Source organism: Agrobacterium sp. LEGMi-208b (assembly GCF_059511785.1).
The window spans coordinates 226023-240629 of record NZ_JCALIC010000003.1 but is presented as its reverse complement, the minus strand read 5'-3'; the positions used below and the strand labels follow the sequence as shown (position 1 = coordinate 240629).

Annotated in this window: 9 protein-coding genes and 2 pseudogenes; 7 read left to right on the top strand and 4 right to left on the bottom strand. The window is 57.4% G+C overall.

The features are described 5' to 3' along the window. Positions 1 to 81: 81 nt before the first annotated feature. Positions 82 to 1014, bottom strand: a complete 933-nt coding sequence (locus tag AC5YUO_RS26585; RefSeq protein ID WP_496156752.1) for a hydroxymethylglutaryl-CoA lyase — start codon at positions 1012 to 1014, stop codon at positions 82 to 84. Positions 1015 to 1262: 248 nt separating this feature from the next. Between AC5YUO_RS26585 and AC5YUO_RS26580 the strand changes: the two genes are divergently transcribed. The 6 genes from AC5YUO_RS26580 (at position 1263) to AC5YUO_RS26555 (ending at position 9502) form a co-directional block, all read left to right on the top strand. After that, a complete protein-coding gene (locus tag AC5YUO_RS26580; RefSeq protein WP_496156751.1) occupies positions 1263 to 2504 on the top strand; it encodes a CaiB/BaiF CoA transferase family protein in 1242 nt (413 codons plus the stop codon). A 116-nt stretch (positions 2505 to 2620) separates the two neighbouring features. Further along, positions 2621 to 3586, top strand: coding sequence for a Bug family tripartite tricarboxylate transporter substrate binding protein (locus tag AC5YUO_RS26575; RefSeq protein ID WP_496156750.1), 966 nt, complete (start codon positions 2621 to 2623; stop codon positions 3584 to 3586). A gap of 10 nt (positions 3587 to 3596) precedes the next feature. Continuing rightward, the gene (locus AC5YUO_RS26570; RefSeq protein WP_496156749.1) at positions 3597 to 4076 is read left to right on the top strand and encodes a tripartite tricarboxylate transporter TctB family protein; all 480 of its coding nucleotides are present in this window, start codon (positions 3597 to 3599) and stop codon (positions 4074 to 4076) included. Next, positions 4076 to 5599, top strand: a complete 1524-nt coding sequence (locus AC5YUO_RS26565; RefSeq protein WP_496156748.1) for a tripartite tricarboxylate transporter permease — start codon at positions 4076 to 4078, stop codon at positions 5597 to 5599. The genes AC5YUO_RS26570 and AC5YUO_RS26565 overlap by 1 nt, the downstream gene beginning before the upstream one ends. A gap of 81 nt (positions 5600 to 5680) precedes the next feature. After that, positions 5681 to 7084 carry a hypothetical protein gene (locus tag AC5YUO_RS26560; RefSeq protein WP_496156747.1) on the top strand — a complete coding sequence of 468 codons (1404 nt, stop codon included), beginning with the start codon at positions 5681 to 5683 and terminating at the stop codon, positions 7082 to 7084. A 120-nt stretch (positions 7085 to 7204) separates the two neighbouring features. Further along, the gene (locus AC5YUO_RS26555; RefSeq protein WP_496156746.1) at positions 7205 to 9502 is read left to right on the top strand and encodes a penicillin acylase family protein; all 2298 of its coding nucleotides are present in this window, start codon (positions 7205 to 7207) and stop codon (positions 9500 to 9502) included. 336 nt (positions 9503 to 9838) lie between these two features. Here the strand turns inward: AC5YUO_RS26555 and AC5YUO_RS26550 are convergent. After that, positions 9839 to 10677, bottom strand: a pseudogene (locus AC5YUO_RS26550) (IS3 family transposase); the annotation flags it as partial. A gap of 64 nt (positions 10678 to 10741) precedes the next feature. Between AC5YUO_RS26550 and AC5YUO_RS26545 the strand changes: the two are divergent. Then, positions 10742 to 11785 carry an IS110 family RNA-guided transposase gene (locus AC5YUO_RS26545; RefSeq protein WP_496156745.1) on the top strand — a complete coding sequence of 348 codons (1044 nt, stop codon included), beginning with the start codon at positions 10742 to 10744 and terminating at the stop codon, positions 11783 to 11785. 256 nt (positions 11786 to 12041) lie between these two features. On the opposite strand, the pseudogene AC5YUO_RS26540 reads toward AC5YUO_RS26545, so the two are convergent. Next, positions 12042 to 12299: pseudogene (locus tag AC5YUO_RS26540) on the bottom strand (transposase); the annotation flags it as partial. 305 nt (positions 12300 to 12604) lie between these two features. Next, positions 12605 to 14434 carry a bifunctional diguanylate cyclase/phosphodiesterase gene (locus AC5YUO_RS26535; RefSeq protein WP_496156744.1) on the bottom strand — a complete coding sequence of 610 codons (1830 nt, stop codon included), beginning with the start codon at positions 14432 to 14434 and terminating at the stop codon, positions 12605 to 12607. Positions 14435 to 14607 lie beyond the last annotated feature (173 nt).

Genomic DNA, 14607 nt, shown 5'->3' with positions numbered 1-14607 from the left:
ATCCTCCCGAACTCGCGCGCGGTAATGCGCGTGACCACTGCCGCGGGTTCGATAACACTTGGTATAGAGAGCTCGGCGAGCTCAGGCGTACTGAAAGCCCTTAGGCAGGCCGGCGTCCTGGACGTGGCCGTAGAGGTTCTCTCCCGGCAGGCCGGAAAGAATGATGGGGCGAGCGCTCACGAGCTTGTCGATATCGACACCGGTCTTCAGGCCCATCGATTCGAGCATGAACACAAGATCCTCGGTCACGATGTTCCCGGTTGCACCCGGAGCATACGGGCAGCCGCCGAGACCTGCCTGGGAGGAATCGAACGTGGTGACCCCGACCTCCAGCGCTGCAACGACATTGGCGAGCCCTTGACCGCGCGTGTTATGGAAATGCGCGCCGCCGGCCTTTTCACCGAGCTCCGAACGCAGTCTGGTAAAAAGACGTTTGACCTGCGCAGGATTGCCGTATCCGGTCGTATCAGACAGGCCGATGGAATCGGCCCCGGCCGCAGCAAGCTTCACCGCGAGCTCGATCACCCAGTCTTCGGAAACATTGCCTTCCATCGCGCATCCGAAAGCAGTGGAAATGCCGATTTCCACACCCGGACGGTAATCTCCAGACAGCGAGTTGCGCAATTCGTTGACGCGAGCAACGTCTTCCACGGCCTCTTCAACCGTACGGTTGATGTTTGCCTTGCTGTGAGCCTGGGAAGCAGAGACAGGCATGGTAATCTTCGGTGTGCCGACATCGAACGCGGCCTGCGCTCCACGCAAATTGGGCACGAGGGCAAGAACGGTCAAATCCTGCATATCCCGCGTGGCGGCCACAAGCTCGCCGCAGTCTGCCATCTGAGGCAGCAATTTGGGGGAAACGAAAGACCCTACTTCGATCTCCGACAGACCGGCATCAGCAAGGGCCTTGATCCAGTCGATCTTGGTCGCCGTCGGCATTGTTCGCTTGATGCTTTGAAGCCCGTCGCGTGGACCTACTTCGCTGACGATAACGTCCCGCTTGCCTGGTCTCATGAGATTGCTCCTCCAATTCTCTTCAACAGAAGTCATTTCCATTAGATAGAAATTCGATCCCCGTCAAACAGGTTTTGATCCAATCGATTTCGGACGCCTCAGGGCATAATGGCCCAAACTATCGTTTCGCTTCGTATTTGATGATGCAGCGCAGCAAGCAATTAGCTTGACAGTCGACAAACACTTGCGCAGTTTCCCCTGCAGTAAGTCAGAAATGATTTCTATCTGACAGAATTTAGGGAGAAACTATGTCCGACACTTTCCGCTATAACACAGGGCTTCCACTAGCCGGGATCAAGGTCGTTGAATTCTCTCACATGATCATGGGCCCCAGCTGCGGCATGATCCTGGCCGACCTCGGAGCGGACGTGGTGAAGGTCGAACCATTCCCAAATGGTGACAACACGCGCCGTCTGAACGGTTCCGGCGCGGGCTTTTTCCCGACGTTCAACCGCAACAAGCGCAGCCTCGTCGTCGATCTCAAATCCCCCGAAGGCCATGCTGCTGCGCAGAAGCTGATCGATTCGGCCGACGTTCTGATCGAAAATTTCCGTCCGGGCGCACTCGACAAGCTAGGCTTCGGTTACGACAAGTCGATCGCCCGCAATTCCAAGCTCATCTACTGCTCGCTCAAAGGCTTTTTGTCGGGTCCTTACGAGCATCGCGCGGCCCTCGACGAGGTTGTGCAGATGATGGGTGGACTGGCGTACATGACTGGCCCGACGGGACGCCCGTTGCGCGCCGGAGCGTCGGTGAACGACGTGATGGGAGGCATGTTTGCAGCCATCGCAATTCTGGCGGCACTTCAGGAAAGATCGAAAACGGGCAAGGGACAGCTTGTCCGCAGCGCCCTGTTCGAAAACAACGTCTTCCTCGTCGCACAGCACATGATGCAGATGGCAGTCACTGGAAAAGCCGCAGCGCCGCTACCTGAGCGGATTTCGGCATGGGCCGTCTACGATCTCTTCGATACGGGTGATGGGAAGCAGATTTTCGTCGGCGTGGTGAGCGACACGCAGTGGGCGGCTTTCTGCAAGTCCTTCGGCCTCGAGCATTTCCTTTCGGATCCTGATCTTCAGACGAATGCCGAACGCGTTACCAACCGTGAAAAGTTCATGCCGGCGATCCGTGTGATTTTCGACGGCATGACCCTGCCGGATGCGTTTGCCCGTTGCGAGGAAATCGGCCTTCCGTTCGCGCCGATCGCAAAGCCGCAGGACCTTTTCGACGATCCTCACGTAACGCAGCCCGGCGGCATGGTGGATATCGTTCTGCCGAATGGTACACCAACGAAGGTGCCGACACTCCCGATCGACTTCAACGGTCAGCGTTTGGGTCTTCGTTATGACATTCCACGCTGCGGCGAGCATAGCGCAGAGGTGCTGAGCGAACTTGGATACACGGCCGCAGACATCGAAAAGATGGTGTCCGGCGGAGTGGTTGCAGACGACGCGACCAGCCAGAAGGACGAGGCTCGCAAACTTGCCTGAATAACGACGGGGGGCATAGGCCAGGTGCCGTGCCCCGTCCTGATCGGCTTGGAGGGCCGATTCCAAATCATCCGGAAATCCGGAACACAATGAGTTCAACCTGGGAGGAGACCAAAATGAACCGCCGTACTTTCCTAGCATCTGCAAGCATCGCAACCGTCATGGCGACAGTGCCGAGCCTGGCGCGGGCGCAGACCATGAAGCGCCTTGAGATTTTCGTTCCCGCCGCGCCCGGTGGCGGCTGGGATCAGACGGCCCGCGTGATGGATGCCGTCATGCGAAACGGAAAACTCATCGGCAACTCGCGCATTACCAACGTTGGCGGCGCAGGTGGCACAATCGGCCTTCCCCAGTTCATCAACCAGCATAAGGGCGATGGCAACGCATTGATGACCGGCGGCATGGTGATGATCGGTGCCATCATCTCCAACAAGTCCCCTGTGGATCTTTCGGCGGTCACGCCAATCGCCCGTCTGACAGGCGAATACCTGACGATCGTTGTCCCGGCCGCATCGCCTCTGAAATCGATGGCCGATCTGGTCGAAGCCTTGAAAAAGGATGTCGGCTCGGTATCCTGGGCGGGGGGCTCTGCCGGAGGTAGCGACCACATTCTCGCGGGCCTGGTTGCCAAGGCAGCCGGCGTCGATCCAATCAAGATTTCCTACGTCGCTTTTGCAGGCGGCGGTGAAGCCATGGCCGCCCTTCTGGGCAATCAGGTAACCTGCGGCGTTTCCGGCTGGGGCGAATTCTCCGAGCAGGTGGCCGCCGGCAACCTTCGTGTTCTCGGGCTCTCCGCCCCAGAGCGGGTGGCGGGCATCGATGCCCCCACGATCAAGGAGCAGGGCTTGGATGTCGAGCTGCTGAACTGGCGTGCGGTCTTCGGTGGCCCTGATCTTTCCGAAGAGCAGAAAGCCAACCTCATCAACCTCGTGACCAAGATGGATGCCGAGGAAAAATGGCAGTCCGAACTCAAGACACGCTCGTGGACGAGACTGTTCCTCGCAGGCGATGAATTCGGCAAATACCTTGAGGAAGATACGCAGCGCATTGCGGGCATCCTCAAGGACCTCGGATTGGCGTGAGACCCGGCTAATGACTCCCTCCCGCAATCTTGAACTTACCGCGGTGGCGCTCTGCGTCATCGCGCTCGGGGTAGGCGTGGTCTTCATGACTACGCAGATCGCTGTACCGCCGACGTATGCGAAAGTCGGCCCGACGATCTTCCCTTACACTGTCGGCGCGGCCTTGATCGGTCTTGGCTGTTTTCTTTTCCGAGACGTCTTTTCAGGCACATGGTCCTGCGAGGCCACGGACGAGGATGCCGATCGACTGGATCTGCAGCCCATGGCGTGGGTGATCGCCGGACTGGCGATTAACCTCGTCCTGATCAGTTATGTCGGCTTTATCCTCGCATCCACGGCCATGTTCGTTTTCGTTGCCAAGGCATTCGGAAGCCGGCGCGTTTGGCTTGCCGCGATCGTCGGCTTTCTTCTAGCTCTCCTCGCCTATTACGGGTTCGCGCGTGTCCTTGACCTACGCATGGGTAATGGCCTGATCGAGGATCTTTTCTGATGGATTCATTCGTCTCACTTGCCAACGGTTTCGCCGTCGCTCTGACCCCCGCCAACCTGATGTGGGGGCTGATCGGAGTAACGCTTGGGACCTTCGTCGGCGTCCTGCCCGGATTGGGGCCTGCCCTGACGATCGCGATGCTTCTCCCGATCACATTCCAGGTCGAACCGACGGCGGCGTTCATCCTGTTCGCCGGTATCTATTTCGGCGCAATGTTCGGCGGCTCGACAACCTCGATCCTGATCAACACGCCTGGCGAAAGCGCGACTATCGTCACTGCTCTCGAAGGCCACAAGATGGCCAAGAAGGGTCGTGGTGGCCCTGCTCTCGCCACCGCCGCAATCGGATCGTTCGTGGCGGGTACGCTCGGAGTGGTCGGCATAACCCTGCTCGCACCCATCATCGTAAAATTCGCTCTGACGTTTTCACCTGCCGACTATTTCGCGCTGATGCTGTTGGTATTCGTCACCGTGTCGGCCGTTCTGGGATCATCCATGGTGCGCGGTCTGACGGCCCTTGCGCTCGGTCTGTTCATCGGCCTGATCGGTGTCGATCTGCAGACGGGCCAGGCACGCTTCGCATTCGGTCATATGTCTCTGCTCGACGGCGTGGACGTCGTCATCGTCTGTGTCGGGCTTTTCGCTGTCGGAGAAACTCTTCATCTCGCTTCCCGGTATAGAGCCGGAAACGATGAGATCATCCCGATCAAGGGATCCCTTTGGATGAACCGGCAGGACTGGGCACGCTCGTGGAAGCCATGGCTGCGCGGTGCGTTCATCGGCTTCCCGATCGGAGCGATGCCCGCGGGTGGTGCCGAAATCCCGACATTCCTTTCCTATTTCTTCGAAAAAAGGTTGTCGAAGCACCCGGAAGAATTCGGTCACGGTGCGATCGAAGGCGTGGCAGGTCCGGAAGCCGCGAACAACGCGAGCGCGGCCGGTGTATTCGTTCCTCTTCTGACGCTCGGCCTGCCGACTTCCGCCACTGCTGCAATCATGCTGTCGGCGTTCCAATCCTACGGCATCAATCCCGGACCGCAGTTGCTCGTGTCTCAACCCGACCTCGTCTGGGGCCTGATCGCAAGCCTTTACATCGGCAACGTCCTGCTTCTCGTACTCAATCTGCCGCTGGTCGGTCTCTGGGTGCAGGTTCTGAAGATCCCGACACCGTACTTGTATGCGGGGATCCTTCTGTTCGCGACGATTGGAACCTATGGCATCAGCCAGTCGGTATTCGACCTCGCGCTGCTGTATATTATCGGGATCATCGGTTTCTTCATGCGCCGATATGATTTCCCGACGAGCCCCGTGATCATCGGCATGATCCTTGGTCCATTCGCCGAGCAGCAGTTCCGGCGTGCCATGACGATCAGTCAGGGCGACCTGTCTGTGTTCGTGACCCGACCGATATCCGCAACGCTCATTGCGATCGCGATCCTTGCGCTCGTCGTCCCACTGATCGTCCAGTTCAGGCGCGCCCGGCGCGTCGAAGAGCCTGTCGCCGAGGGACAGCGCAGCGTTTGAGCTTGACGTCCGCGGACGTCGGCGACGGGCTCGCAGCGCGGCTGCGGGTCGATAGTCCAGTGTTTTGATGGGAGGATCGTAATGCAAGTGAACCGACACAGGCGGAAATCAACCGCCGTCTTTCTTTCGGCTTTGATATGCATGACTTTCGGTGGCATTCACGAGTGTAACCGAGCAACGGCAGGGGACGCCCCCGCCTACAAGGAGTTTTCCGGCACGTTTCCTGACGGAACACCTTGGCTGATACGCGTTCCGAACGACTGGAATGGTACCCTTATCAACGACCTGGACTACCTGCCGAAATCCACCAAACCGCTTGGGGAGTATTTTCTTTCGAAAGGATTCGCCGCGGCCGGTACAGGGCGACATCCGAAACGCCGCTACATCTTCGATCCAGCCCAGCAAAGCCGAAACCTGATCGCGGTTCTCGATAAATTCGAAGAACTTGTCGGAAAGCCCAAAACGACAATTCAATGGGGCACATCGAGTGGCGGAAACGACGCGCTCGTTATCGCGGAGACCGAGGCTGGTCGGGTCGATGGAGCGATTTCCGAATGCCCTTCTATCCCGGTTCTGACCAGCGGCCAGCGGTTCGACCTTTTCTTTGTGCTGAAGGAGCTTCTTGCTCCCGGGCGCGACGACATCGTGTTTGCAGCACTTCCAGATGATAGCGCGTCCGCGGTATCGGGCTGGAACGGCCTGCTGGCTGATGCAATCAAGTCCGATGTCGGCTTAGCGAGGATTTCACTCGCATTGGCCATGACGCAGTGGCCAGCCCACACCACGCCTAGCATCGCATGGCCGGACGACAACGACCAGACGGCACTTACGGAAACCTTGAAGAAAACCATTACGGCACTTCCAAAAATCCTGCCCGGACAGTTCATGTACGAACGACAAGGTGCTCTGGTAGGGAACAGCGGGGCGGACTATCAGGCCTACTTCCGCAATGCCGATCCAGCAGCACGTCGGCTCACTGAAGCCCTTTATGCCAAAGCCGGGCTTGATCTGGAGCAGGACGTTAGGCGTGTCCAATCCTCCCACCGAATACCTGCCGGACAGGAAGCGCAGACCCATTGGTTCGACGACCCTGCCCGGACACCTCGCGGCGACTTGGGCGTACCAGTCTTTCGTATGCACACCATCGGCGATGAACTGATCATCGCTGCCCAGAACCAATCCTATGATGAACTCGTCGGAAACAGCGCCAAGCTCGACCTGCTTCGTTCTGCCTTCGTCGCAAGGGCGGAGCATTGCAACTTCTCGCTAGCAGAGGATGCGGCCGCGCTGGATGTGCTTCTGGAAAGGATCAGGACAGGTAAGTGGCCCGCGACCACGGCCATCGATCTTAATCTTCGAGCAAGTAAACTGGTGCCAAGCGCCGAGGCTGCATTCGCAGCCGGCAAGCTTCGCGATTTCAATGGCAACTGGCGTCTTGAACAACGCGATTGGTATATCTCGGCAAAAGGCCTTGCCCGGCCTTAGACCACCTCAGCTCCAACGATTGAACAAAGCTTTCGTCCGCGATGACGACAGGCCTTCGCCTGTGTGCGGCTTTAGGATCGCGGCCACTTCATTTCCGGTAAATGCAAAAGGAGGGAAAGCATGCGCCTGGTATATGGATCAATATACATAGCCTCAGCTTCATTGCTGCTGGCAAGCGTTGGTGGGGTGAACGCGGCCCGCGCCGAAGATGGGAAATATTCCGCGGACATCAGACGAACCGAGTATGGGATTCCTCACATCAAAGCAGACCGATGGGACGGTCTTGGATTTGGCATCGGGTATGCTCTGGCCGAAGAAAATGTCTGCGACATGCTGGAGATACAGATCACAGCCCGCGGAGAAAGGTCGCTTTATTTCGGACCGTCCGGTGGAAATCTGGAGAGCGACTTCTATCGAAAGGCACACATCGATACAGGCGTGACGGAGACCCTGCTCGATAACGAGAAAACTCGCCCAAGCGCGGACTATCTCGATTTGGTAAAAGGCTACGTCGCGGGCTTCAACCAGTACCTCAAGGAAAAAGGTGCCGGTCTCCCTGATCCAAGATGTGCACGCAAGCCATGGGTGAAACCGACCTCCGAGATTGACTATCTGCGCATGCGCACGATTGGTCGCCGGGGCACGCTGGAATTCACCGCCGACATTTCCCGCGCCACCCCTCCAGGAAAAGCGTCGATCTTCGAGACGCCCGTGAAGAAGAGCGATCTCAACCTCGAACACGACCCTGAGATGATGGAAGCGAGCAACGGCTGGGCCATAGGCCCCGAACACACGGTGAATGGCACGGGCCTCTTGGTCGGGTCTCCCCATACGACATGGGAGGTTACGACGCCTCCTGCCTTTTCACCCGGAAGGTACCAACTCTACCACGCCACGATACCCGGCACCTACAATGCTATCGGGATCACGCGCATGGGGAGTATCGCGCACCATTTTGCCATGAATGAGAAGGTCGCACGGACCCACACGGTTTCGACCGCTGAGCGTCACTCCGTATACCGCCTCAAGCTCGATCCATCCGATCCGACGACCTATATTTACGATGGCCAGCCCAGAAAAATGACGTCTCGCGAGGTAACAGTACAGGTGAAGGACGATGGTGGCCGAATCCAGCCACGGACGACGACAATTTACTACAGCCACTATGGCCCTGTCTTCTCGAATGAGGAGATGCCTTGGACCCGAGAGACGGCATACACCGTCCGTGCAGCTAACACGCCGATGGAAAATATCCGGGTCGAAGAGCATAAGCTGGCGCTGGGACAGGCAACTTCGGTTCGCGACATGCTGGAAATACTCAAGCGCTACCAGGTGCAGGACAACAACACGATAGCGGTCGATGCGAAGGAAACGCTGCTGGCGGACGTTGGGAACATCCCGCATATCACGAACGAAAAACTACAGCGGTGCGGAACGGTAGACATCCTCGATGGGTCAAGGTCGGAGTGCGAGTGGGGAGCGGACGCCGACGCGGTTAGACCCGGCATATACAGTCCTTCAAAGGGGGTAGTTCGAATCGGCGCACCCTATGTCGCAAATTCGAACAACGGGCCTTGGATGTCGGTGCCGGATGAACCGGTAGTTGGCCTGGCGCGAGTTTTCGGTGAAGAGAAGGCCGAACTTACTCCGCGTGCCCGTATGGGATTGACAATGGTTCAGGACCGTATCGCGGGCGTTGACGGCCTACCCGGAAAAAAGTTCGATCTGGCCAACGCGCAGGAGATATTCCTTCGTAGCCGCTCCAAGATAGGAGAGCTGGTCGTGGACGATCTCGTGGCACTATGCAGGGCGAACACAGGTTCACACGTGCTGTCGGTGGACTTGAAACCAGCCTGCGAAGCACTTTCCGGCTGGAACCGAACTTTCGATATCGATGCCCGCGGGGCTCATCTCTTCCGTGAGTTCAGACAGGCCGGAGGCATTGTTTACCGAATCCCCTTCAACCCGGCGGATCCTGTAAACACGCCCAGGCAACTAGCCACCGACGATCCGAAGGTGCTCGAAGCCCTTGTCGTCGCGGTCAAGAAACTTAATGAGAAGCAGATTCCATTGGACGCGAGGCTCGGAGACGTGCAGTTCACTCTCTTCAACGACGAGCGCATCGCTCAGCGCGGAAGTGTGAATGCTGATGGGCTGTTTAATCCAATCGGTATCAAACCTCACGAGAAGGGTTATGCCGCAGCAGGCAGCACCAGCCTTGTCTATTTCGCCGAATACAGCAAAGACCGCGTAGAGAGCCGCGGCATGATTGTTTACTCCCTGTCGGGTAATCCGAGATCGCTCCATGCGTCTGATATGACAAGAGCCTATGCTTCAGGCCGAATCGTGAACTGGCGTTTCAACGAAGAAGATATTGAGGCGGACCCACATCTGGTCCGCTATCGCGTAACTAACTAACGTTGCAGCTACGAGTGACGGTATTCGTCATCAACGCGTCGTCTCGCCGGGCCTGCTGCTTTAAACGATTGCAGCAGGCCGCCACCACTTTGAACTGACCACAACTTCCATTCGTTCGTCAGGTAGACCAGACTCGGGATATTGGGTTGAATCGATCATCAATTTCATATTTCCCACGCTAAGTCGCGTTTCCTGCGCGACGAAATCTTACTTCACCGCTCCACCGGTCAGCCCTTCGACAGAGCCATCTTTCCTCCGGTTTTCAGGAGAGCCTTGGGTTTTGTTGCTCTGGGACCAAACCTTGGACCGCCGGATGCTTGAGTTTTCCGGCTTTGATCACGATGGCTGGCTGGTTGTTCCACCGGGATTATGCAGGTCAATCGGGACGTTATATCCGATCGCCGCGTGAGGACGTTCCTCGTTATAGTATCGACGCCAAGTCTCCAACTTTTCGCGCGAATCCGCAAGGGTCAGGAACCAATGGGCGTTCAGGCGCTCCGCGCGCAGCTTGCTGTTGAACGCCTCGATGAAGCCATTGTCGGTCGGCTTACCAGGCCGCGAGAAGTCCAGGGTGACGTTGTTGGCATAGGCCCACAGGTCGAGATCACGAGAGATGAACTCACTGCCGTTATCCACCCTTATTGTCTTCGGATAGCCGGTCTTCCTGCAGATGCCTTCCAGAGTCTGGACCACGTCTTCGCCTCGATAGGTGAAGCGGGCGTCGGCGGCTGGGCAGTAACGCGAGTGCGTATCGACCACGGTTAGGATACGCAGCTTCTTGCCCGGTCGCGAGCTGATCGTGAACGAAGTCCATCGCCCAAACATCGTTCGGTCCGACAGCTTCCTGGTGATCGTCACGAAGCTTGGCCCCGGCGCTTGGGATGCCTGTTGCGCAGCTGAAGACCTAACTCTCTGTAAATCCTGCGTGTCTTCTTCATGTTGATCTTCCATCCATCGCGGAGCAGGTGGACATGGACACGCCGATAGCTATATCGCACGCGCGTCTCGCAAATCTCCTTGATGCGTCGTTCGAGTGGGGCCTGTCCGGTGCGGCGGGATTTGTAATGGTAGGTCGATGTGTCGAGCCTCAACACCTTGCAGGCCCCTCTGATCGAGACGCCCCAATCCACCAGCATCCCATCTATCAGCTTGCGCTGCCTGGCAGGCCTCAGAGCTAATGGGATGGTCCGCCCTGTCTCCCGAGAGCATAGTGGGGATGGGCAAAGGAGGGCCCTGATTATGAATCGTAACCAACCGCAGGAGTGCGCCGTCTTTGGAGTAGACATTGGAAAGAACCTCTTCCATGTCGTGGGCCTTGATTGCTCGGGCGCGATCGTTCAGCGCGTCAAATTCCGACGTGAGACTTTGTTGCAGTTTTTCGAACGGGCTCACCGGACGCTTGTTGGAATGGAAGCCTGTCCGGGATCGCAATGGCTCGCGCGCAAACTGCAGACGATGGGTCATTCCGTCCGCATTATCCCTGCGCAATTCGTCAAGCCCTATGTGAAGTCGAACAAGAATGACATCATCGATGCCGCGGCAATCGCCGAGGCTGCAACGCCACCGGCAATGCGTTTTGTTGGTATCAAGCAAACGGATCAGGTTGACCTTCAAATGCTGCACCGGGTTCGTAGCCGACTGGTATCGGCCCGGACGAACCTGATTTGCCAAATGCGTGCCTATTGCCTCGAGCATGGTGTCGCGATGCGACAGGGAGCTGGCGTATTCAAGGTCGACATTTGCCGGGTTATGGATGACCTCGACAATGATCTGACACCTATGGCGCGATCTGTTCTACGAGATCTGCATGATGATTTCCGCCGGCTCGAAGCCCGGATCAAACAGGTCTCTGACGACATTGAGAAGATCGCCGATACCGACGAGCGCGCAAGACGCCTAATGACAATTCCGGGGATCGGGCCGCTTGGCGCAACCGCCATTCTTTCCGCGATCGGTGATCCGACACGGTTTTCCAAAGCCCGGGATGTTGCGGCTTGGCTGGGTCTGGTGCCTCGACAGTATTCCACCGGAGGGAAGCAGAACCTCCTGGGCATCAGCAAACGCGGCAACAACTACCTTCGTCGCTTGATCATTCATGGGGCACGGTCATCCATGCTGCATCTCGATCGCGGCAAGGATCGTCTTGGCGTCTGGATCGATACCTTGCGGCTGAGAATGCACGTTAACAAGGTGACCGTAGCTTTGGCTGCCAAGCTGGCCCGTATCGTTTGGGTTGTTCTGACAAAGCCGGGGGCTACGTACCTGCGTCAGGTAACAGCTTGACCAAATCGCCTTTCTGGCCGTTGAGGCCGGACAGATTGCGAGGTTCGAGGGTGATGACGAGACAGTTGATCGACATTCTGTAAATCCTGGTCGAAAGCGGGCTTCGTGCCCGAAGAAGCTATTTGGAAACAGAATGTGCGGATCTCATCAGGGCCTGGCTGCAACAGCAGTCCACTCGCGAGAGGCCGGATACATTTACGCAAACTGCTATCGCCGGAACCTAAAATCCTTGCAATGACAGGGCGGACCATACATTTCGGCGGATGACGTCCTGGAGCATCTCGCGGTCCAGTGTCAGATCGGCGACGATCCGCTTCAGCTTGGTATTTTCATCTTCCAGAGCTCTCAATCGGCGCACCTCGTCGGGCAGCAGCCCAGCATACTTCTTGCCCCAATTGAAATAAGTCGCCTGGCTGATGCCCGCCTTACGGCAAATCTCTGCCACCGGCACTCCGTCATCGCCCTGCTTTAGAATGAACGCTTTCTGCGCGTCCGAAAACTTCGATGCCTTCATAGCTTCCGCTCCTGTTCCCAGCCGGGAATTTAACGCGGAAAACTCCAGTTATGAACGATCCAGTTTTTGGGGATCAAAGCAGACTGAGGTCCACCTTCTGGACGAGTTTACCCACGCACATCTCTCAGTGTTGTACAAGAAGAAGCAGGAATTGTAATCGTTTCGGATTTGCAAGCGCGCTAAGAAGCTCCGCCCACTCTCCGATCATTCTTCCCCTATTTTCCATTTCTCGATGCCTGCTGACATCCGGTTACGATCTTTGCCTGATAGTGCAGCCATCGTTGCCGAGCAAGGTCTGCTTGATATCAGGCCGTGTTCCGAGTGGGAAATTTCCGTACGACGGCGGGTGAGTCAAGCCTTTGCGACCTAGATTGAAGGAGGGCAGTCATCTCCGTCGCCGGGATTGCCTTCGAATATAGGTAGCCCTGACCGAGGAGGCAGCCGCGTTCCAGCAGCATTTCCGCTTGAGAAAGAGTCTCGATGCCCTCTGCGACGACCCGAATACCTAATCGTGTGGCGATGTGCAAAATGCCCTCGACGATGCCTGTGCCAACATCATCGGGCGCGAACCGGTCGATGAAGGACTTGTCGATCTTGATGATGTCGATTGGAACAGTGATCAGATGGGTAAGCGAGGCGAAACCGGTGCCAAAATCGTCCAAAGCGACCTTCAGGCCGGAAGCGCGCAAGGCCGCGATCTTCGTGGCGACGGTCTGGTCCTTACCTCCGAGATAAACGGACTCGGTCACTTCGAGGATTGCGTGGTGGAGAGGGACATTCTCGCGCTCGAAGGCGTGAACAAGGATTGCCGGGAGTTCATCGCTGCTAAAGTCCGCTGCGGACACGTTGATCCCGACATGCTGTAACGGGATGTTCAGGCTTAACCATTGTCCGACGTCGCGAGCGATGCAGGCAATCATTTGGCGCGTGAGAGAGGCAGCCACGAAGACGTCTTTGGTTGCCTCGTGAAACAATCCAGCCGGCACTACCGTGCCATCGGCAAGTCGCATGCGGGCGAGCGCCTCCAGGCCAACGATTTCGCCGGTATCGATGCGCACGATCGGCTGATACCAGGCCTCAACCCGGTCCTCTTTCAGCGCGGCTGCCACGGCGTGAATGGTCTCGGTTCGTTTGGCGATAGTCGATCGCAGCGCACTGTCGAATACGGCAAAACTTCCGCGCTTCTCTTCTTTGGCGTGGTAGAGGGCGATATCGGCGTGGTGGCGCACATCCGCACTGGAAAGTTGCTCCCTGGAATGGGCAACACCCACCGTCACGGACGGATTGACGGTATGCCCAGCGCAGATGACGGGCCTGCGAATCTCAGTTGCAACCTTAATGGCAAGCCGTTCAGCGTCTTCTTTTGTGGCACGATCGATAACGATCGCGAATTCATCGCCGCCGAGGCGATAGACCGGCAGCCGGGCCGCGGCTCGCGAAAGCGCGAGCGCAACGGCAGCGATGAGGTCGTCGCCCGCCGCGTGCCCGAACGTGTCGTTGACGGTCTTGAGATCGTCCACATCCACCAGCAGGAGGGCCCAGCTCTGTTGCCGAGTGATCTTCTCCAGCGTGTCGTTGAACTTGGCGCGATTTGGCAGGCCGGTCAGCACGTCGGTAAATGCCAGGCGACGGTGCTCGAGAAGCCGCTCGTAACGCTCAAGCGCGATCATGCAAAGCGGCAGACAACCTTCAACGATGCTCTGTTCGAGTGGAGAGGGCGAACGCGGTTCGCGAAAATATAGCGCAAACGTGCCTAGCACCCGGCCCTTGCTACCGAAGATCGGGCTCGAAAAGCAGGCTTTCAAGCCAAGAGGAAGGGCGAGAGCCTTGAAGTCGGCCCAACGCAGGTCGTGCTCGATATCGGTTACGGTGACGGCCTGTTGCAGAAAGGCTGCCGAGCCACAGGACCCTACGCCGGCGCCAATTACGAGGCCATTGAGCGCGGCAGAGTATCCAGCGGGCAAACTCGGTGCTGCCGCAGGGTGAAGTTGGCACTGGCTGTCGAGGGTCAGAATGGACGCGTAAGTTCCGGGCAGCAGCAGCTCCACTTCCGAGCATAGCTTCACAAGCGTAGCGCCCAGGTCGTCACCCTGCGCCACCATTCTGAGGATGCTGTTTTGTAGTCCAAGTAACATCGTGGTCTCCATCCCGCCGAAAGTATTGAACGACGTCGGAGTTGCAAATTACTTATCAAAGAGCTGTTTCTTGGAGGTCGTGCTCACCAAAGGGTTACCAATATCTGACGGTTTCGATCGGAACCTGCAAAATAGGCCGAGATCGAGACACCATACCGAAATCTGTCGCAAAG